At 70.8% G+C, this 20,047-nt stretch carries 19 protein-coding genes; 10 read left to right on the top strand and 9 right to left on the bottom strand.

Annotated features, from left to right (window positions below):
- Positions 1–2: 2 nt before the first annotated feature.
- Complete coding sequence (locus OG707_RS10550) at positions 3–1,019, bottom strand: aldo/keto reductase (RefSeq protein WP_329116786.1); 1,017 nt, start codon at positions 1,017–1,019, stop codon at positions 3–5.
- Positions 1,020–1,024: 5 nt separating this feature from the next.
- Positions 1,025–1,492, bottom strand: a complete 468-nt coding sequence (locus OG707_RS10555) for a MerR family transcriptional regulator (RefSeq protein WP_329116788.1) — start codon at positions 1,490–1,492, stop codon at positions 1,025–1,027.
- Between the two features lie 104 nt (positions 1,493–1,596).
- On the opposite strand from OG707_RS10555, the gene OG707_RS10560 reads away from it, so the two are divergent.
- Complete coding sequence (locus OG707_RS10560; protein WP_329116790.1) at positions 1,597–2,415, top strand: serine hydrolase domain-containing protein; 819 nt, start codon at positions 1,597–1,599, stop codon at positions 2,413–2,415.
- On the opposite strand, the gene OG707_RS10565 is transcribed toward OG707_RS10560, so the two are convergent.
- Positions 2,402–3,061: a pirin family protein gene (locus OG707_RS10565; protein WP_329116792.1), complete on the bottom strand. Its 660-nt coding sequence runs from the start codon at positions 3,059–3,061 to the stop codon at positions 2,402–2,404. The genes OG707_RS10560 and OG707_RS10565 overlap by 14 nt on opposite strands.
- 59 nt (positions 3,062–3,120) lie before the next feature.
- On the opposite strand from OG707_RS10565, the gene OG707_RS10570 reads away from it, so the two are divergent.
- The 5 genes from OG707_RS10570 to fabF all read left to right on the top strand — a co-directional run bounded on the left by OG707_RS10570 (position 3,121) and on the right by fabF (position 8,014).
- The gene (locus tag OG707_RS10570) at positions 3,121–4,305 is read left to right on the top strand and encodes a PucR family transcriptional regulator (RefSeq protein ID WP_329116793.1); all 1,185 of its coding nucleotides are present in this window, start codon (positions 3,121–3,123) and stop codon (positions 4,303–4,305) included.
- A gap of 89 nt (positions 4,306–4,394) precedes the next feature.
- Positions 4,395–5,312, top strand: coding sequence for an ACP S-malonyltransferase (locus OG707_RS10575; RefSeq protein WP_329116794.1), 918 nt, complete (start codon positions 4,395–4,397; stop codon positions 5,310–5,312).
- Between the two features lie 15 nt (positions 5,313–5,327).
- On the top strand, positions 5,328–6,359 hold the full coding sequence (locus OG707_RS10580) for a ketoacyl-ACP synthase III (RefSeq protein WP_329116796.1): 1,032 nt from the start codon (positions 5,328–5,330) through the stop codon (positions 6,357–6,359).
- A gap of 65 nt (positions 6,360–6,424) precedes the next feature.
- On the top strand, positions 6,425–6,673 hold the full coding sequence (locus tag OG707_RS10585; RefSeq protein ID WP_206958848.1) for an acyl carrier protein: 249 nt from the start codon (positions 6,425–6,427) through the stop codon (positions 6,671–6,673).
- A 75-nt stretch (positions 6,674–6,748) separates the two neighbouring features.
- Positions 6,749–8,014, top strand: coding sequence for a beta-ketoacyl-ACP synthase II (gene fabF / locus OG707_RS10590; protein ID WP_329116801.1), 1,266 nt, complete (start codon positions 6,749–6,751; stop codon positions 8,012–8,014).
- Positions 8,015–8,232: 218 nt separating this feature from the next.
- Here the strand turns inward: fabF and OG707_RS10595 are convergent, their stop codons facing one another.
- Positions 8,233–9,159, bottom strand: a complete 927-nt coding sequence (locus OG707_RS10595; RefSeq protein WP_329116802.1) for an NAD(P)-dependent oxidoreductase — start codon at positions 9,157–9,159, stop codon at positions 8,233–8,235.
- Positions 9,156–9,650: a DUF3145 domain-containing protein gene (locus OG707_RS10600; RefSeq protein ID WP_329116805.1), complete on the bottom strand. Its 495-nt coding sequence runs from the start codon at positions 9,648–9,650 to the stop codon at positions 9,156–9,158. Before OG707_RS10600 ends, OG707_RS10595 begins: the two co-directional genes overlap by 4 nt.
- A 180-nt stretch (positions 9,651–9,830) precedes the next feature.
- Here OG707_RS10600 and OG707_RS10605 point away from each other — a divergent pair, with 180 nt between their 5' ends.
- Together OG707_RS10605 and OG707_RS10610 are read left to right on the top strand one after the other, a co-directional pair.
- On the top strand, positions 9,831–10,742 hold the full coding sequence (locus OG707_RS10605; RefSeq protein WP_329116807.1) for an SGNH/GDSL hydrolase family protein: 912 nt from the start codon (positions 9,831–9,833) through the stop codon (positions 10,740–10,742).
- 7 nt (positions 10,743–10,749) lie between these two features.
- Complete coding sequence (locus OG707_RS10610) at positions 10,750–11,724, top strand: aldose epimerase family protein (protein ID WP_329127719.1); 975 nt, start codon at positions 10,750–10,752, stop codon at positions 11,722–11,724.
- 221 nt (positions 11,725–11,945) lie between these two features.
- Here OG707_RS10610 and OG707_RS10615 read toward each other — a convergent pair whose 3' ends face one another.
- On the bottom strand, positions 11,946–14,402 hold the full coding sequence (locus OG707_RS10615; protein ID WP_329116808.1) for a beta-glucosidase family protein: 2,457 nt from the start codon (positions 14,400–14,402) through the stop codon (positions 11,946–11,948).
- 111 nt (positions 14,403–14,513) lie between these two features.
- On the opposite strand from OG707_RS10615, the gene OG707_RS10620 reads away from it, so the two are divergent.
- On the top strand, positions 14,514–15,086 hold the full coding sequence (locus OG707_RS10620; protein WP_329116810.1) for a TetR/AcrR family transcriptional regulator: 573 nt from the start codon (positions 14,514–14,516) through the stop codon (positions 15,084–15,086).
- Positions 15,083–15,889 carry a carbon-nitrogen hydrolase family protein gene (locus OG707_RS10625; protein WP_329116811.1) on the top strand — a complete coding sequence of 269 codons (807 nt, stop codon included), beginning with the start codon at positions 15,083–15,085 and terminating at the stop codon, positions 15,887–15,889. Before OG707_RS10620 ends, OG707_RS10625 begins: the two co-directional genes overlap by 4 nt.
- Before the next feature lie 18 nt (positions 15,890–15,907).
- Here the strand turns inward: OG707_RS10625 and OG707_RS10630 are convergent, their stop codons facing one another.
- The 3 genes from OG707_RS10630 to OG707_RS10640 all read right to left on the bottom strand — a co-directional run bounded on the left by OG707_RS10630 (position 15,908) and on the right by OG707_RS10640 (position 19,959).
- Positions 15,908–16,516, bottom strand: coding sequence for a LysE family translocator (locus OG707_RS10630; RefSeq protein ID WP_329116814.1), 609 nt, complete (start codon positions 16,514–16,516; stop codon positions 15,908–15,910).
- 67 nt (positions 16,517–16,583) lie between these two features.
- Positions 16,584–17,369 (bottom strand): EI24 domain-containing protein, encoded by a 786-nt coding sequence (locus OG707_RS10635; protein WP_329116815.1) that lies wholly within the window; start codon positions 17,367–17,369, stop codon positions 16,584–16,586.
- Positions 17,370–17,379: 10 nt separating this feature from the next.
- Positions 17,380–19,959 (bottom strand): alpha-L-arabinofuranosidase C-terminal domain-containing protein, encoded by a 2,580-nt coding sequence (locus OG707_RS10640; RefSeq protein WP_329116816.1) that lies wholly within the window; start codon positions 19,957–19,959, stop codon positions 17,380–17,382.
- Between the last annotated feature and the right edge of the window lie 88 nt (positions 19,960–20,047).

Consider the following 20,047-nt stretch of genomic DNA (forward strand, 5'->3'; position numbering starts at 1 on the left):
TGCTATTCGCGCGCCGCCGCCGTGTTCGACATGTCCGGGTAGCGGTCGCCCGCGACCTGTCCGGCGATCGGCTCCAAGAGCGCCAACTCCTCGGCGGAGAGGGTGAGTCGGGTCGCCCCGGTGTTCTCCAGGAGACGGCTGCGCTTGCGCGTCCCCGGGATCGGCACGACCGCCACCAGGCCGTGCACCTCGGCGCGCTGCTGCACCCACGCGAGGGCAACCTGCGCGGCCGTCGCACCATGAGCCGCCGCGATCTTGTGGACGGGCTCGAGGAGCGCCGCGTTCGTCTTCGCGTTGTCGCCGGTGAAGCGCGGCTGGAACTTGCGGAAGTCGCTGCCCTTCAGGTCCTTGTCCGCGTCCGCGAACGACCCCGTGAGGAAGCCGCGACCCAGCGGGGAGTACGGCACGAGGGCGACACCCAGCTCGGCGGCCGCGCCGACCGCGCTGATCTCCGTGTCGCGCGAGAAGAGCGACCACTCCGACTGCAGGGCAGCGATCGGATGCACCGCGTGCGCCTCGCGCAGTTCGGCGCCGGTCACCTCGCTCAGCCCGAGGTGCTTGACCTTGCCGGCCTGTACGAGCTCGGCCATCGCGCCGACCGACTCGGCGAAGGGGATCGCCGGGTCGCGCCGGTGCATGTAGTAGAGGTCGATGACGTCGACGTTCAGCCGCCGCAGGCTCTCCTCCACGGCCTGGCGGATGTACGCCGGGTCGTTGCGCACACCCCGGTACGCGGGGTCGTCGGTGCGCTCGATGGCGAACTTCGTGGCCAGGGTGATCTCGTCGCGGTGCGCGGCGACGAAGGGCGCGAGGAACTTCTCGTTGGCCCCGCGACCGTAGATGTCGGCGGTGTCGATCAGCGTGACGCCCGCCTCGACCGTGGCCTCCAGGGTGTCCCGGGCGGTCGTGTCGTCGGTCTCCCCGTAGAACTCGCTGATGCCCATGGCGCCGAAGCCCTGGACACCGACCTCGGGGCCGTTCGTGCCGAGCGTGACGCGTGCGATCTTCTCCGTGCTCATGCTGTTCAGTACCTCTCCGGCGCCCGGTGGGCGCTCGCATAGAAGTCGATCTTGAAGTCCAGTACGGCGAGCGTGTCCTGAAGTTCGGCGATGCGCGTGCGCACGTCCCGCCGGGTCTGCTCCAGGAGCTCCTGCCGTGCCTCGAAGGTGTGCTCGCCCGCCCGGACGAGCTCGGCGTAGCGGACCATGTCCGCGACCGGCATCCCGGTGAGCCGCAGCTTGCCGACGAAGGCGAGCCAGTCCAGGTCGCGGTTGTTGAAGCGGCGCTGGCCGGTGTGGGAGCGGTCGACGTCCGACATCAGGCCGATCCGCTCGTACCAGCGCAGGGTGTGCGCGGTCAGCCCGGTCCAGGCGACGACCTCGCTGATCGTGTACTTGTCCTGGCCCGCGGGGCGGGGGTGCGCGTCCGGCGCGGACGCACAGACGTCCGTCTTGGTGGATACGGCTGCGGGTGCGGTCTCCAGCACGGTCATGCGGTCCCAGCTCCTTCGTCCTCGCGACACCCACAACGCTAATTCCTTGGAGCGCACTCCAAGCAAGCGAATCCGTGGAGAACTTTGCGTTTAGGCTCGTACGCATGGAGAGCCTGGCGATGATCGAGAACTGGCCCGTGACGACCGCCGCGGCCGCCGTCGTACGAGCGGACGGCACCCTCGCCGGTGACCGCGGCCCCACCGCGCACCGCTTCCCGCTGGCCTCGGTCACCAAGCCGCTCGCCGCGTATGCCGCGCTGGTGGCGTACGAGGAGGGCGCGATCGAGTTCGACGAGCCCGCCGGTCCCGAGGGCGCGACTGTACGCCACCTCCTCGCGCACACCAGCGGCCTCGCCTTCGACGAACCGCGCGTGATGGCAGCCCCCGGAGAGCGCCGCGTCTACTCCAACGCCGGCTTCGAGGCGCTCGGCGACCACATCGCCAAGGCCACCGAGATCCCCTTCGCCGACTACCTCCACCAGGCGGTCCTGGAGCCGCTGGGCATGACGGCGACGACGCTGGACGGCTCGCCCGCCAAGGACGGCGTCTCCACGGTCGAGGACCTCGTGAAGTTCGCGGCCGAGCTCCAGGCCCCTCGGCTGCTCGACCCGCGTACGGTCGCCGAGGCCACCTCGGTCGCCTACCCGGGCCTCAAGGGCGTCCTGCCGGGCTACGGACTGCAGAACCCCAACGACTGGGGCCTCGGCTTCGAGATCCGCGCCGCCAAGTCCCCGCACTGGACGGGCAGTTCGTCCTCGCCGCGCACCTTCGGCCACTTCGGGCAGTCGGGCACGTTCCTCTGGGTCGACCCCGACGCGGGGGCCGCGTGCATCGCGCTGACCGACCGCGCCTTCGGGCCGTGGGCGGTCGAGGTCTGGCCGGCCCTCACGGACTCGGTACTGGCGGAGCTCAGGCGGAGTTGAGGTCCCACATCAGGACCTCCGCGGGGCCGGCCGCCACCAGGTCGAGCCCCTGCGCCTTGGTGATGCGGGCCGAGTCGCCCGCCCCCAACTCCTCGCCACCGAGGGCGACTTCACCCCGTACGACATGGAGATACACCCCCGGCGCATCCGGCACCGCGGTCCGCTCACCGGCCGCCAGCCTCCGTACGTAGAGAAGCGCGCCCGCCGCGAGCACCGCGTACGGAGTCGAGTCCGCGATGCCGTGCACGATCTCGTACGACGGGTCGCCGCCCGGCTCCAGCGGGGCCAGCCACATCTGGATGAAGGTCAGCGGGACCGTGCCCTCGTTGCGCTCCTCGTGGCGGACCCCGCCGGCCGAGGAGAGCCGCTGGACGTCCCCGGCCCGTACGACCGTCGCGTGCCCGGCCGAGTCGCGGTGCGTGAGCTCGCCCTCGACGACCCAGGTGATGAGCTCGGTGTGGCTGTGCGGATGCTCGTCGAAGCCGGCGCCGGGCGCGAGCCGCTCCTCGTTGCAGGCGAGGACCGGGCCGAAGCGCAGGTTGTCGGGGTCGTAGAAGGTGCCGAAGGAGAAGGCGTGGTGGGACTCGATTCCGGCCGCCGGGTCGCCGCCCGGGAACCGGTCGCCGGAGCGCCGTACTGAAATCACGAAGCCCACCGTAGCCCCGGCCGGGCACGCCCCCGTCCCGATAAGGCAGTCTTGTCCCCGTGCCCGAACCTGCAGCCAACGCCCCGCACCCGCATGCCGCGACCCTGAAGCGGCTGGAGCAGTCCTCCGGCCGACTCGCCGCCCATGCGATCGCCCGCATGGACGAGACGCTGCCCTGGTACCGGGCCATGCCCCCGGAGAACCGCTCCTGGATCGGACTGGTCGCCCAGGCGGGCATCGCCGCGTTCACCGAGTGGTTCAGGCACCCCGAGACCCCCCAGGCGATCTCCACCGACGTCTTCGGCACCGCGCCCCGCGAGCTGACCAGGGCGATCACTCTGCGCCAGACCGTCGAGATGGTGCGCACCACCATCGAGGTCATGGAGTCCGCGATCGAGGAGGTCGCCGCCCCCGGCGACGAGTCGATCCTCCGCGAGGCGCTGCTCGTGTACGCCCGCGAGATCGCCTTCGCGACCGCCCAGGTCTACGCCCAGGCCGCCGAGGCCCGCGGCGCCTGGGACGCCCGCCTGGAATCCCTCGTCGTGAACGCCGTCCTGTCGGGCGAGGCCGACGAGGGCGCCGTATCCCGCGCCGCAGCCCTCGGCTGGAACTCCCCCGAGCACGTCTGCGTCATCCTCGGCACCGCCCCCAACGGCGACAGCGAGCTCACCGTCGAGGCGATCCGCCGGGCCGCCCGGCACGCGAAACTGCAGGTCCTGACCGGTGTCCTCGGTGACCGTCTGGTCGTCATCGCGGGCGGCAGCGACAATCCGCTGCAGGTCGCGAAGGCCCTCATCGGCCCGTACGCGGCCGGTCCCGTGGTCGCCGGACCCGTCGTCCCCGACCTGCTCGCCGCCACGAAGTCGGCGCAGGCCGCGGCCGCCGGACTCAAGGCATGCTCGGCCTGGCAGGACGCCCCACGGCCCGTCCTCGCGGACGATCTGCTTCCGGAGCGCGCGATCGCCTCGGACCCGGCCGCGCGGGAGCAGTTGGTGGAGGAGATCTACAGACCGCTGGAGGAAGCGGGCTCCGCGCTCCTGGAGACGCTGAGCGTCTATCTGGAGCAGGCGAGCAGCCTCGAAGGCGCGGCCAGGATGCTCTTCGTCCACCCCAACACCGTGCGCTACCGGCTGCGACGTGTGACAGACGTCACCGGCTGGTCGCCCTCCGATGTCCGCTCGGCGTTCACGCTGCGCATCGCCCTGATCCTGGGGCGTCTGGCCGACGGAGATTCGCAGCTCTAGACTTTTGTCGGACACCAACAATTACCCCGACGGTTCTTCGTCCCTGTCCCCACGGGCGTCCGGAGCCGTCCACAAGAGAGAGTGTGAGGGTGCTCGTACTCGTCGCTCCCGGCCAAGGCGCTCAGACGCCCGGCTTCCTGACTCCCTGGCTCGACCTCCCCGGCGCCGCCGACCGCATCGCCGCGTGGTCCGACGCCATCGAGCTCGACCTTGCCCACTACGGCACCAAGGCCGACGCGGACGCCATCCGCGACACCGCCGTCGCCCAGCCCCTGCTGGTCGCCGCCGGTCTCCTCTCGGCCTCCGCCCTCGGCGATGTCACCCCTGGCGCGGTCGCCGGCCACAGCGTCGGTGAGATCACCGCCGCCGCCTTCGCCGGCGTACTGGACGACACCGCCGCCCTGAAGCTGGTCCGCAGGCGCGGACTGGCCATGGCAGAGGCCGCCGCGGTCACGAAGACCGGCATGGCGGCGCTGCTGGGCGGCGACCCCGAGTCCGTACTCCCGCACCTGGAGAAGCTCGGGCTGACCGCCGCCAATGTGAACGGCGCGGGCCAGATCGTGGCCGCCGGGACCGCCGAGCAGATCGAGGCCCTGGTCGCCGACAAGCCCGAGGGCACCCGCCGGGTCGTTCCGCTGCAGGTCGCGGGCGCCTTCCACACGCACCACATGGCCCCGGCCGTGGCGGAGCTCGGCAAGGCGGCCCAGGAGCTCACGGTCTCCGACCCGAAGCTGAGTTACGTCTCCAACAAGGACGGCCAGGCGGTCGCCACCGGCGCCGAGGTCATCTCGCGCCTCGTCGGCCAGGTCGCCAACCCGGTCCGCTGGGACCTGTGCATGGAGACCTTCCAGAAGCTCGGCGCGACCGCGCTCCTCGAGGTCTGCCCGGGCGGCACCCTCACCGGCCTCGCCAAGCGCGCCCTGCCCGGTGTAAAGACCCTCGCGCTGAAGACCCCCGACGATCTGGACGCTGCTCGCGAGCTCATCGCCGAGCACGCGGCTGCCTAAGGAGCCCGGAAGAGCATGGCGAAGATCAAGCCCAGCCAGGGCGCCCCGTACGCACGCATCATGGGCGTGGGCGGCTACCGCCCGGTCCGTGTAGTGCCCAACGAGGTGATCCTCGAGACGATCGACTCCTCCGACGAGTGGATCCGCTCGCGCTCCGGCATCGCGACCCGCCACTGGGCCTCCCCCGAGGAGACCGTGGCGATGATGTCGATCGAGGCCTCCGGAAAGGCGATCGCCGACGCCGGGATCGCCGCCGAACAGATCGGCGCGGTCGTCGTCTCGACCGTCTCGCACTTCAAGCAGACCCCGGCCATCGCCACCGAGATCGCCGACAAGCTCGGCACGCAGAAGGCCGCGGCCTTCGACATCTCGGCCGGCTGCGCAGGCTTCGGTTACGGCCTCACCCTCGCCAAGGGCATGATCGTCGAGGGCAGCGCGGAGTACGTTCTGGTCATCGGCGTGGAGCGGCTCTCCGACCTGACCGACCTCTCCGACCGCGCCACCGCCTTCCTCTTCGGCGACGGCGCCGGTGCGGTTGTCGTGGGCCCCGCCCAGCAGCCGCACATAGGCCCCACGGTCTGGGGTTCCGAGGGCGACAAGTCCGAGACGATCAAGCAGACCGTCTCCTGGGACCGTTTCCACATCGGCGACGTCAACGAGCTCCCGCTCGACAGCGAGGGCCACATCAAGTTCCCTGCGATCACGCAGGAGGGCCAGGCGGTGTTCCGCTGGGCCGTGTTCGAGATGGCGAAGGTCGCCCAGCAGGCGCTGGACGCGGCCGGAATCACCGCGGACGACCTGGACGTCTTCATTCCGCACCAGGCCAACATGCGGATCATCGACTCGATGGTGAAGACTCTGAAGCTGCCGGAGCACGTCACGGTCGCCCGTGACGTGGAGACCACCGGCAACACCTCGGCCGCCTCGATCCCGCTCGCAATGGAGCGGCTCCTGGCGACCGGACAGGCGAAGAGCGGCGACACCGCGCTCGTCATCGGCTTCGGGGCGGGTCTCGTCTACGCCGCGACGGTCGTTACCCTCCCCTAGGCGCTGTCCGGACCTCCGGTCAGTGCTGCCACACCCCTGATAACGAACATCGAAGGAGCGCCATCATGGCCGCCACTCAGGAAGAGATCGTTGCCGGTCTCGCCGAGATCGTGAACGAGATCGCCGGTATCCCGGTCGAGGACGTCCAGCTGGACAAGTCCTTCACCGACGACCTGGACGTCGACTCGCTCTCCATGGTCGAGGTCGTCGTCGCCGCCGAAGAGCGCTTCGACGTCAAGATCCCCGACGAGGACGTCAAGAACCTCAAGACGGTCGGCGACGCCGCGAGCTACATCGCCAACCACCAGGCCTGATCCAGGCCGCGCGGCTGACGCCACCCCGCGGTGGCGCCGTGATTCGATCCCTCTACACGTGGAGAAGAAATTCCAGTGAGCTCGACCAATCGCACCGTGGTCGTCACCGGTATCGGCGCAACCACACCGCTGGGTGGCGACAGCGCATCGACCTGGGAAGGTCTACTGGCCGGCCGGTCGGGCGTGAAGCCCCTCGAGGGCGAGCGCTTTGCCGAACTGCCGGTCCGTATCGCCGCCCCTGCGGCGGTCGACCCGTCCGAAGTACTTCCGCGCCCGCTCGCCCGCAAGCTGGACCGCTCGGCGCAGTTCGCGCTGATCGCGGCCCGCGAGGCGTGGGCCGACGCCGGCTTCACCGGCAAGGCCGGTGAGGAAGAGACGCAGATCGAGCCCGAGCGGCTCGGCGCGGTCGTCTCCTCCGGCATCGGCGGCATCACCACCCTGCTCGACCAGTACGACGTGCTGAAGGAGAAGGGCGTACGCCGCGTCTCCCCGCACACCGTGCCCATGCTCATGCCCAACGGCCCGTCCGCCAACGTCGGCCTGGAGGTGGGCGCCCAGGCGGGCGTGCACTCCCTGGTGAGCGCGTGTGCGTCCGGCGCCGAGGCGGTCGGGTACGCGATCGAGATGATCCGCTCGGGCCGCGCCGACGTCGTCGTCGCCGGTGGCGCCGAGGCGACCATCCACCCGCTGCCCATCGCGGCCTTCGCCAACATGATGGCGATGTCCAAGAACAACGACGAGCCGACGAAGGCCTCGCGCCCGTACGACAAGGCCCGTGACGGCTTCGTCCTCGGCGAGGGCGCCGGCATCGTCGTCCTGGAGTCGGCGGAGCACGCCGCCGCACGTGGCGCCCGGGTCTACTGCGAGGCCGTGGGCCAGGGCCTGTCCTCGGACGCCCACCACATCGCGCAGCCCGAGCCGACGGGCCGCGGCATCGCCGCAGCCCTGCAGCAGCTGCTCGACTCGACCGGCCTCAAGCCGTCGGAGATCGTCCACCTGAACGCGCACGCCACGTCGACCCCGCAGGGTGACGTCGCCGAGATCAAGGCTCTGCGCAAGGTGCTCGGCGACGACCTCGAGCACGTCGCGGTCTCCGCCACGAAGTCGATGACCGGTCACCTGCTGGGTGGCGCGGGCGGCATCGAGACCGTCGCGACGGTCCTCGCGCTGTACCACCGCACGGCTCCGCCGACCATCAACGTCGACGACCTCGACGAGGAGGTCGACGCGGACGTCGTACGCAACGACCCGCGGCCGCTGCCCGAGGGCACGATCGCGGCGATCAACAACTCGTTCGGATTCGGCGGCCACAACGTGGTGCTGGCGTTCCGTTCGGTCTGATCCCGCGCCTTACGCGCCGCGAGGCCCGCTCCCCTGGCCAGGGGGGCGGGCCTCGTCCGTGTCCGGGGGAGCTTTCCCCCACCCCGCCCCTTCCCGAAACTTGGGCTGCGCCCCAGACCCCCTGCCGGGGTGGGGAGTTGACGGGGCCGAGCCCTCGGGCCCCGCATGCGGGGGCTTCGCCCCCTGCACCCCCGTACGCGACCTTCGGCCGCGTGTCCTCAATCGCCGGACGGGCTGGATTTGCCTGAGGTGGGCTTGGATGTGCCGGACGCGCTTGATGCGTCGAAGCTCGCGAAGTACGTCGCCGCCATGTCGTCCCCGCCGTGGCCCTGCGACTCCGCCCTGCGGAAGCGTTCCGCGCCCGCCGCCGCCACGTCCAGGCGGACGCCCGCCCCCTCCGCCGCCTCCACGATCAGGCGTGCGTCCTTCGCCGCCGTGGTGACCGAGAAGCTGGGGGTGTAGTCCGAGGTGAGGATCGCCTTCGACTTCGCCTGCAAGTAGCCGCAGTCCAGGGGGCCGCCCGCCACCGCATCGAGGAACGCCTGGGGTTCTACGTCCAGGCCCTTCGCCAGGGCCAGTGCCTCCGCCGTGCCCTGGGTGAGGGTCAGGACCCAGCTGTTGCAGACCAGTTTGAGGCGGGTGGCCGCTCCCGTCGTGCCGTCGTCCGCCACCCACGTCGTGCGGCTGCCGACCGCCGACAACACCGGTTCGAGGGGCGTGCGCGCCGCCTCCGGGCCCGCCGCCAGGACCGTCAGTTGGCCGTTCTCCGCCGGGGCCCTCGTGCCGAGGACCGGCGCGTCCACGAAGAGGAGTCCGTGGGCGGCCGCCAACTCGGCCAGGACGGGGAGGAGTTCGACTCCCGCCGTCGTCGACTGGAGCCAGATCGTGCCGGGGGCCAGCGCGGGCGCCGCCTCGCGCATCGTCGTCAGGGCCGCGTCGCCGTCGTACAGCATCGTCAGGATCACGTCCGCGCCCGCCACCGCCTCGGCCGGCGTCGCGGCGATCACCGCGCCTTCTGCCGCCAGGGGTTCCGACTTGGCGCGGGTGCGGTTCCAGGCCGTGACGTCCACGCCCGGTGCACGGCAGAGGTTACGGGCCATCGCCGCGCCCATGATGCCCGTGCCCAGGACTGCTACCGACGTCATACGACTTGGTGGAGCCAGCGGACCGGGGCGCCCTCGCCCGCGTGCCGGAACGGCTCCAACTCGTCGTCCCACGGCTTGCCGAGGAGGGTGGAGATCTCCGTTTCGAGGACGGATTCGCCTCGCGCCGCCCGTGCCATCGCCGCGCGCAGCCGGTCCTCGGGGATCAGGATGTCGCCGTGGATGCCCGTGACGGCGTGGAAGATACCCAGGGCCGGGGTGGAGCTGTAGCGCTCGCCCTCCGCCGTGGGGCAGGGCTCCGAGGTCACCTCGAAGCGCAGGAGGTCCCAGCCGCGCAGTGCGGAGGCCATCTTGGAGGCCGTGCCGATCTGCCCCTGCCAGGAGAGCTCCGCTCTCCAGGTGCCGGGGGACGCGGGTTGCCTGACCCAGTCGAGACTGGCCCGCACCCCGAGAATTCCCGCGACGGCCCACTCGATGTGCGGGCAGAGTGCGCGGGGTGCGGAATGTACGTACAGGACTCCACGTGTCGCCACCGGGACCTCCAGCGCGCCTGAAATGGGACAGTATGTGAACGAAGATGCCTCTGGTTCGGTGGGGAAAAGCTACCGCGCGTCGGCGTCCGAGGTGTGACGTACTGTCGGTCCAAGAGCCTGGAAACACCCGCCATTCACTCGACAGGATGCGCCATACCGCCACACGGAGGGGGTCAAAGGATGCGGAAGAGGTTTCAGGGGACCGCGCGCAGAGGCCGTGGCCGTGGGGCCGTCGTCGCATTGACGACGGCCTTTCTGCTGCCGCTGGGGGCGCTCGCCGGCTGCGACTCCGGCAGCGCCGACGGTGCCAAGCACACGTCCGCGGCCCCGCGTCCGACCCCGAAACCCACCCCGCTGTGGGACCGCTCCCCGAACTCCGTCGCGGCCGTCGGCGACTCCATCACCCGCGGTTTTGACGCCTGTTCGGTGCTCTCCGACTGCCCGGAGGTGTCATGGGCCACGGGTACGGACGAGAAGGTGCGGTCGCTCGCCGAGCGGCTCGGGGCGCACGGCAGCTGGAACTTCGCGAAGACCGGGGCGCGGATGGCCGATCTGCCCGGGCAGATCGAGCAGGCGGCGGAGAAGAAGCCCGAGATGATCACTGTGCTCGCGGGCGCCAACGACGCCTGCCGGGACTCGGCTTCGTACATGACTCCGGTGGCGGAATTCCGCGCCTCGTTCGAGACGGCCCTGCGGGAGGTGCGGCGGGAGCTGCCGAAGACGCAGGTGTACGTGGCGAGCGTGCCCGATCTCAAGCGGCTCTGGTCGGAGGGGCGCGGCAATCCGCTGGGCAAGCAGATCTGGAAGCTGGGGATCTGCGCTTCGATGCTGGGTGATGCCGACTCCATGGACGAGGGGGCGGTGCAGCGGCGCGAGAGCGTGCAGGAGCGGGTCGTCGCGTACAACAAGGTGCTGCGGGAGGTGTGCGCGCGGGACAAGCGCTGCCGGTACGACGGCGGGGCGGTCTTCGGGTACCGGTTCAGCGGGGACCAGTTGAGCCGGTGGGACTGGTTCCATCCGAGCAAGAACGGGCAGGGGCGGCTGGCCGAGATCGCGTACCGCAATGTCACGGCCGCGGAGCCGCCCGCGTAGGGTCCGGATCATGGAACTCTTTGGTCGCCTCGCCGACGGAACCCCTGTTCACCGCTGGACGCTGGAGGGCGGTGGGACGCGGGTGCGGGTGCTGACGTACGGCGGGATCGTCCAGTCGGTGGAAGTCCCCGACCGGGATGGTGCGGTGGCCGACGTGGTGCTGGGGTTCGGGGACGTGGCGGGGTATGTCGACCAGCCGGGGCCGTACTTCGGGGCGCTGGTCGGGCGGTATGCGAACCGGATCGCGGGCGGGTCCTTCGAGCTCGACGGGCGCGTGTACGCGCTGGCGCGGAACAACGGGCCGAACTGTCTGCACGGGGGTGTGCGGGGGTTCGACAAGTGGGTGTGGGACGCGGAGGCGGTGGGCAGCGACGGTGCGGGGGTGCGGCTCTCGCGGGTCAGTCCTGATGGGGAGGAAGGGTTTCCGGGGCGGCTGGATGTGGCGGTGACTTATGTGGTCGATGAGCGGGGGGCGCTTCGGATTTCGTATGAGGCGACCACTGATGCTCCGACCGTGGTGAGTCTGACCAATCACACGTACTGGAACCTTGCGGGGGCGGGGAGCGGCAGTGCGGAGGGGCATGAGCTGCGGGTGGGGGCTTCGTATGTCACGCCCGTGGACGGGGACTTGATTCCTACCGGGGAGCTGGCGGCTGTGGAGGGGACGCGGTTCGACTTCCGGGAGGCGCGGAAGGTGGGGTCGGGGTTGGATCACAACTTCGTGCTGGATGGGGGTGGGGTTGCTGCTGAGCTTTATGAGGGCGGGTCCGGGCGGGTGTTGAGCGTGACGACCAGTGAGCCGGGGATGCAGGTGTATACGGCGGATCACTTGGACGGGGAGCCGTTCGGGGCGGGGGCCGGGGTGGCGCTGGAGACTCAGCGGTTTCCTGATTCGCCGAATCGGGGGGAGTTTCCGAGCGCGGTGGTGCGGCCTGGGGAGGTTTTCCGGTCGGAGACGGTGTACGGGTTCGCGGTGCGGTAGGCGGGGCGGGAGGGTTTCCCCGATCCCGCCCCTTCCCGAAACTGGGGCTGCGCCCCAGACCCCCTGAGCCCCGCCTTTGCGGGGGCTTCGCCCCCTGCACCCCCGTACGCGACCTTCGGCCGCGTGTCCTCAATCGCCGGACGGGCTTGATATGCCCATCTCCAGCCCCTCCGGCGATTGAGGAGCGGGGTCTGGGGCGGAGCCCCAGTGGGACCAGCCCGTCAGACGTTCACCGTTGTCGTCAGGCGTACGTCCTGCAGCGCGTGCGCGACCCGGATCTCGTACTCGCCCCCGACCAACGACCACGCCCCCTCCCCTTCGTCCCAGATCTCGAACGCCCTGCGCGGCAGCGCGATCTCCACCTCCGCCGACTCCCCCGGCCCCGCCTCCACGCTCGCGAATCCCGCCAGCCAGCGCGCCGGGCGCTCCACCGTGTCGGCCGTCGGGGCCACGTACACCTGCACCACCTCGCGCCCCCTCCTCCCGCCCGTGTTGCTGACGCGGACCTTCGCCGTCGTCGGTGTCGCCTCCACCGACTCGTACCGCCACGTCGTGTAGCCCAGGCCGTGCCCGAAGCCGTACGCCGGCTGCACGCCCGTCCTGTCCCAGGCCCGGTAGCCGATGAACACGCCCTCCGTGTACGGGAGTTCGCCGTCCGTCGGGATCACCTCCGTCACCGGTGCGTCCTCGAACACCGCCGGCCACGTCGTGGGCAGTCGGCCGCCCGGCTCCTCCGTGCCCAGCAGGACGTCCGCCAGTGCCGCCCCGCCCCCCTGGCCCGGGAACCAGCTCAGCAGCACCGCCGCCACCTCGTCGCGCCACGGGAGCTCCACCGGGGAGCCCGCGTTCACCACGACCACCGTGTTCGGGTTGGCCGCCACCACCGCGCGCACCAACTCGTCCTGGCGGCCCGGCAGTCGCAGGTCCGTACGGTCGTGGCCCTCGGACTCCACCGCCTCCGTCGTCGCGACCACCACCACTGCCACCTCCGCCGCGCTCGCCGTCGCCACCGCCTCCGCGATCAGTTCGTCCGCGTCACGCTGCGGGTCGCGGTGCATCAGGGTGAAGCCGATCGCCTGGAGGCGTGAACCCGACTCCTTGTAGACCGTGTTGGTGAGCGTCACCGGGACCGGCTCGCCCGCCTTCAGGGTGACGCGGCCACGCTCCACCGCGCCGCCGAACACCGCCGCGAAGGGGTCGGACACGTCCGCGGGGCGTTCCATGCCCGTGAAGAGGGTGTGGCCCGCCACCGTGACTTCGAAGCCGCCCAGGCCCTGCGTGCCGAAGGTGTGCTCGCCGGTCTCGCGCGGCGTGAACGTGCCCGTGACCTCCACCGTGTGCAGCGCCTCGTGCGTCACCCCGTCCGGCAGGTCGCTGCCGACCCATTTGACCTGGCCGCCGGGCACGGAACCCTCGCCGAGGACCTCGCCCTGCGCGTCGCGGCAGATCGCGCGCAGCGCGAACCCCTTCTCGGCGGCGGCCAGTTCGCCGCTGGGGTCCGCTCCGATCGCGTACGTCACGACGCCCTCGCCCAGCGCCTCGGTCAGCCCGTCGAGCGGGGAGATCACATGGTTGGGGAAGACCGTCGCGGAGCCGCCGCCGAGGATGCGGGCGTCGCGGGCCGCCGCGCCGATGAGGGCGAGGGAGCGCAGGGTCGTCGGGTTCAGCGGCAGGGTCTCGGCTTCGTTGCGTACGAGCGTGAAGGAGCGGCGGGCGACCTCGCGGGCAAGCGCGTCGCCGTCGACCTGGGCGGGGAGGTCCGACGCGGGGACGACCGGGTCCGCGCCCTCCAGGATGCCCACGCGGGCCGCCAGGCGCAGGACGTTGCGCACCGCCGCGTCCACGTCCGCCTCGTCGACCTCGCCCGCGCGGACCGCGGCCGCGAGCGGTGGGCCGTACGGCGTGCGCGGGCCGGGCATCGCCACGTCCAGGCCGCCCGTGATGTCGCCCACTGTCGAGCGGGCCGCCGTCCAGTCCGAGACGTTGGCGCCGTCGAAGTGCCATGCGCCGCGCAGGACTTCGTTGACCAGGTAGCGGTGCTCGGACATGGTCGTGCCGTTGACCGTGTTGTACGCGGTCATGATGCCCCAGGGGTGGGCGTTCGCGACGATCGCCTCGAAGGGGGCGAGGTAGAGCTCGCGGAGCGGGCGCGGGGCGATGATGTTGTTGACGGTGAAGCGGTCGGTCTCCGCGTCGTTGCCGACGAAGTGCTTGACCGTGGTGCCCACGCCGCCCGACTGAACGCCCCGGATGTACCCCGTGCCGATCTCGCCCGTCAGGTACGGGTCCTCGGAGTAGCACTCGAAGTGGCGGCCGCCCAGCGGCGACCGGTGCAGGTTGACCGTCGGCGCGAGCAGTACGTGGACGCCCTTGCGGCGGGCCTCCTGCGCCAGCAACACCCCAGCGCGGCGGGCCAGTTCAGGGTCCCAGGAGGCGGCGAGCGCGGTCGGGGACGGGAGGGCGATCGAGGGGTCGTCGGCGGTCCAGCGGACTCCGCGTACGCCGATGGGGCCGTCGGACATCACGAGCGAGCCGAGGCCGATCTCGGGCAGTTCGGGGAGGGACCAGAAGTCCTGGCCGGAGATCAGGCGGGCCTTGGTGTCGAGGTCCAGCTTGGAGAGGGCCGCCTCCACGGCCGCCTCGCGGGCCTCTGCCCCGTGATGGAGTGTCTCTGACACGGCCGTACCTCCGCTGTGTAGCCACCGGGTGTGTGTCTCTATCCTGACCCCATTGCCGGTACAGCGGTCGGATTTGTTATGCATCCGTGACAACGAGGAAGGAGCCGGCGCGTGCCCAGTGCCAGGAACGAGGAGCGGCGGGCGGAGATCCTCCGCGCCGCCCTGGAAGTGATCGCCGAACGCGGCTACCGGGGCGCGAGTCTGGCCGCCGTGGCCGAGCGCGTCGGGCTCACCCAGCAGGGGCTGCTGCACTACTTCCCGACCAAGGAGGCGCTGCTCGTCGCCGTACTGGAGGCGCGCGACCGGTGGGATCCGGGCGCGTCGGGGCGTACGGCGGAGCCATGGAGTCTTGAGCTGCTCGGCTCGTTGGTCGAATACAACGCGATGCGGCCGGGGATCGTCCAGACCTTCGCCGCGCTGCTCGGCGAGAGCGTGACCGAGGACCATCCGGCGCGCGACTTCTTCACCCGGCGGTACGTACAGGTGCGGGCGTCGATGGCGGACACCCTGCGCAAGGAGTACGGCGACCGCCTGCCGGGCGGGCTGACCCCGGAGGACGCGGCGCCTCTCCTGGTCGCGGTCCTGGACGGGTTGCAGTACCAGTGGCTCCTGGACCCGGAGTCGGTGGACATGGCGGCGGCGTACCGCGCGTTCGTCACCCTTCTCGATCCGGAGCGCGCGTGATTTTCTCTGTCGCCCAGTTCACCTGCCGGCCCGGCGACATCGCCGCCAATGCGGAGGTGATGGCCGGCTTCGTACGGGAAGCGGCGCGCGAAGGTTCGTCGCTGGTGGGCTTCGCCGAGCTGGCCCTGACCGGATACGAGTTGGGGCTGATCGCCAGGGACCGAGAGCTGTGGGCGGAGGCGGACGATCCACGGATCGATCCGGTGCGGGAGGCCTGCCGGGAGACGGGGACGGCCGCGGTGGTCAACTGCGCCGCTCCTGCGGTGGGCGACTCGGCGCGGCCTGCCATCACCTCGTATGTGTACGGGCCCGACGGCTCGCTGCTGACGCGCTACGAAAAGCAGCATCTGTACGAGAGCGAGCGCGATCTCTTCGCGGCGGGCGCGGTGGACGGGCGTTTCGAGGTGGGCGGTGTGCGGGTCGCGCTGGCCACGTGCTTCGACAACCACTTCCCGGAGCTGGCGGAGCGGGCCGCGGCTGACAACTGTGGTGTGTATATGGCCAGTTCGCTGTACGGGCTCGGGAACGGGGAGCGTGAGGTGGCAACCGTGTACCCGGCGCTCGCGGGGGCGAACGGACTGTACGTCGCTCTCGCGAACCATGTCGGTCGAGCGGGTCCCTACGACGCGTGCGGACTGAGCGCATTGTGGGCGCCGGACGGTTCGGTGCTCGCCACCATGGGAGCGGACCGGTCCGGGCCGGTCAGCGCGCAGGTCCGGAACGGCCCGCTGACCGACACGGAGGTCACACTCGCCGATGCCCTCCTCGCCGGAATCGCGGAGGAAGGCCCTCAGGCCCAGTGACCACCCTGGATGCAGGCGTCAGCGCGCGAGGCCCAGCGTGACGCCGAGGCCGATCAGGACCGAGCCGATGCCCCGGTTGAGCGCCTTCTGCCAGCGGAGCATCGCGGTGCGCAGGCGGGAGTTGGAGAAGAAGAGCGCGACGAGGCCGAACCAGCCGAAGTGGGCCGCGGACATGAACAGGCCGTAGCCGAGCTGTTGGGCGACGGGGGTGCCGGGGCCCACGACCTGAGTGAACGTCGAGACCACGAAGAGCGTTGTCTTGGGGTTCAGCGCGTTGGTGAGGAAGCCGGTGCGCAGGGCGCCCAACGGGGAGAGCTCGGGCTTCGATTCGAGGTCGAGGTGGAGGTCGCCGCGGGTGCGGAAGGTGCGGATGCCGATGTAGACGAGGTAGGCCGCGCCGACGAGCTTGATCGCCGTGAAGAGCGAGGTGGAGGAGGCGATGAGCAGGCCGACTCCGAGCATCGTGTACGTGACGTGGACGAGGACGCCGGCGGCGACGCCCGCGGCGGCGAGGAGTCCGGTCGTACGGCCGTAGAGGTAACTGTTGCGGACGACCATGGCGAAGTCCGCGCCGGGGCTGATGACGGCGAGGATCGTGATGACGGCTACTGCGACGACTTCGGTCATACGGGGATCGTGGTGAGGGGCGTATCGGGGATCAAGGGGGCGTCCGGATGGTGGACGGGGCCAGGGCTCAATCCCCGGACGGGCCTGCTTCCTCCGGCTCCGGGTCCGGGTTCTCGCCCAGGAGTTCGCGCGTCATCAGCGTCGCCCCCGCCACCGCCCCCGGCATCAGGAAGATCGCCACGAACGGGACCAGGAACGATGCCGCCAGCGGGGCTCCGAAGCCGAGGGCCAGCAGTCGGCGGGAGCGGAGGAGGGTGAGGCGGTCGCGGAGTTCGATGCGGCGGCGCTGCATGGCCACCGCTGTCAGCTCCTGCGTCAGGAAGTAGCCCGTCACACAGACCGCGAGCACCGGGATCACCGTCTGGCCGATCACCGGGACGAAGCCCAGCGCGAAGAGGAGCAGACCCCAGAGCGCGGCCCGGAGCAGTATGCGGAGGCTGTCCCTGGCCGAGATCCACAGTTCGCGCCAGAGCGGGAGGCCCGATTCGGGGGCCGAGCCGTCCGGGGACTCGCTGCGGTCGACGTCTTCCGAGAGCTTCTCGTAGAACGGTTCGCCGATCAGCAGCGTGACCGCCGTGAAGGAGATGACGGCGAGCAGTATCGACAGGACCCAGAGCAGCGCCGTCAGGAAGCCGCGGAACAGGCCCTGCCAGGGCGAGCTCCAGTCGTCCGCGAAGGGGGTGGCCCAGGCGATCGCGTCGTCCGCCCAGAAGGCGAGCGCCACCAGCGCCGCCACGTACAGCACCAGGGTGAGCAGGCCGGGGAGCAGGCCGAAGCCGTACTGCCTCCCGTGCTTGCCGACCCAGCGCTGGCCCTTCATCAGATAGCCGAAGCCCGCCCCAAGATCTCGCATGGGGAGGAGCTTAGCGAGGCGCGTCCAGCTCCAGGACAGTGACCGAGTAGGGCGGGAAGGTGTAGGTGAAGGTGGTCGAGAGGTTGGTGATGCGGTGCGTCCGCGGAATCAGTTTCTCCGGGTCGGTGAGGGTGTTCGTGTCGGAGAGGGATGTGCCGGAGAGGACCGTTGCCCGGCCCGTTGCGCGGACTCTGCGCGCTCCCGTGATCTCCACCGGCGTCGTACGCGGCACCGAGCCGAAGTTGACCACCGCCGCGTAGAGCCGGCCCGTTCCCGGGTCGCGTGTGGTGACCGTGTTCAGGCCGGGCAGCGCGCGGGCCGTCGTCGGGGCGACCACCGTGCCCTGGTGGGTGCGGAGGATCTGCTGGGCGTAGTAGCTGGGTGAGTTGTAGCTCGTCAGGGCGTCGTACGCGATGAGGTTGGTGGCCCAGACGTTGTTGGAGACATGGCTGAAGAGCGGGGCGTACGACTCCATCAGGACCTGGTCGGAGTTGCGGATCAGGCCCGTCAGCCAGGAGGCGTCGCCCAGTGCGGCATTGAGGTCGGGGGTGGGGCGGCCGGACTGGGAGGCCCATTCGCCGACGAAGACCTTGGGGGTGGTGCGGTCGCGGTTGTCGTACTTGTGCGCGCCGTGCTGGAAGGCCGACGGCGACTGGTAGTAGTGCTCGTCGATCAGGTCGTACGGGCGTGAGGCGACGGGGGTCGTCGCGATCAGCTTGAGGTGGGGGTGGGCGGCCTTGATCGCGTCGTGGAAGGCCGCGTAGCGCTCCTCGTAGGAGCCGGACGTGTCGAACCAGTCCTCGTTGCCGATCTCCACGTAGGTGAGGGGGAAGGGTTTCGGGTGGCCGTCCGCCGCTCGCCGCGCGCCCCAGGGGGTGGTCGTGTCGCCTGTCAGGTACTCGATCTCGTCGAGTGCGTCCTGGACGAAGGGCTTGAGGGCGTCGCCCGTGACGTGCTCGCCGTGCAGTGCGTACCCCGCGAAGACACAGAGGAGGGGTGCACAGCCGAGGTCCTCGGTGAGCTCCAGGTATTCGAGGAGGCCGAGGCCGTCGGTGGACCAGTAGCCCCAGGCGGAGTTCTGGTGGCCGGGGCGCTCCTCGACGGGGCCGATCGTCTTCTTCCAGTCGAAGCGGTCGGCGATGACGTTGCCTTCGAGGTAGTTGCCGCCGGGGAAGCGCAGGAACTTGGGGTTCAGCGCGGCGAGCTTTTCGGCCAGGTCGGGGCGGAGGCCGTTGGGGCGGTTCTTGTACGTCGGCGGGAAGAGGGAGACGTTGCTGAACCAGAGCGTGTCGGAGGAGGAGGCGGAGCTGCCGGTGGTGACCGTGAGGGTGGCTGCCGATGTGGTGGGGGCGGCGGCCGTTGTGCGGAGTTTCAGGTCGTAGCGGGTCCAGTCGCCGGTGACCGGCTTCGTCGTGCCCGTCGCGTACACCGTGCCGTCCTTGCCCGTCAGGGCGACGGTGAGGCGGCCGCGGTAGGTGCCCTTGGCCCGGAGGGAGGCGCGGTAGGTGGTGCGGGGGCGGACGGGGATGCCCCAGAAGCCTTCGTTGGAGATGCCGTCGCCGGGGGCGGTGACGGTCAGTTTCAGGGACTGGGTGAGGGCGGTGTTGAGGGGGGTCGAGGTGTCGATCGTTATCGTGCCCGCGCCCGTCGCCGACCAGTGGAGGGGCGTGGCCGCCGCCATGAAGCTGCGGTTGTTGACCAGTTCGGCGTAGAGGCCGCCCTCGCCGCTGTGGTTGATGTCCTCGAAGAAGATGCCGCCGAGGTCGGGGCTGACGGTGGGGCCCGCCGTCGCCGTGTCGATGCTGAGCAGGGGCGCGGTGTCGGCCGGGTCGACTCCGGCGAGGGCGGCGGCCTGGTCGGCGGTGAGGGCGATGGCGTAGAGGGAGGCCTCGTCGATCAGTGCGTACGCCTGGTCGACCTTCGCGCCGCCGTAGAAGCCGCGGCCGACGGCGGTGGTGCCCGAGGCGTTTTTCCAGCCACTGGTGTAGGCGGCTTCGCCCTCCAGTACGCCGTCGACGTACAGCCTGATGGTCCCGGCGGACGGGTCGTCGACGCCCAGGAGGTGGTACCAGGTGCCAGTCTCGGGGGCGAAGGTCGCGCCCGCGACGGCCGCGGCGGTGTTCGCGTCCGTGGAGTCGGTGGGGAGGCGGGTGAAGGCGAAGGTGCCGGTGTCCGCGCGGAGCTGGAGGAAGAAGGCGCTGACCGCCGCGCCGTCGGCGGAGACGAAGGTCTGGTAGCCGTCGTTGCGGGCGAGGCGGACCCAGGCCGCGACGGAGAAGGCGGCGGAGGTGTCGACGACGGCGGAGTCGTGCTCGGCGTATCCGGTGGGGGTGGTGTCGAGGCTGTACGCACCGGACTTGGCCGCGCCCCAGGCCGCCTTGCCGGTGAGGGTGAGGGTGTTCCCGTTGCCGGAGGCGTCGGCGGCGGTGGTGCCGGCGCCCTCGTCGAAGGCCCAGTGCGCGGTGGGGGCGGGGAGCGCGACGGCCTCGGCGGTGGGGGCCGCCGAGGCGGGGGCGGCCCCTGCGAGGGCGTACGCGAAGGGGGCTGCGCCCGCTGCGGCGATCAGGGTGCGGCGGCTGATCCGGGTCATGTGTGGGGCTCCTCAAGCTCGATGTGCGGGGTTCGAGATTTCGGACGCTTTACGATATTTCGACGGCCGGGAGCTTGCCGCCCCTCAC

The sequence above is a fragment of the Streptomyces sp. NBC_01465 genome (genome assembly GCF_036227325.1).
In the GTDB taxonomy this organism is placed as follows: domain Bacteria; phylum Actinomycetota; class Actinomycetes; order Streptomycetales; family Streptomycetaceae; genus Streptomyces.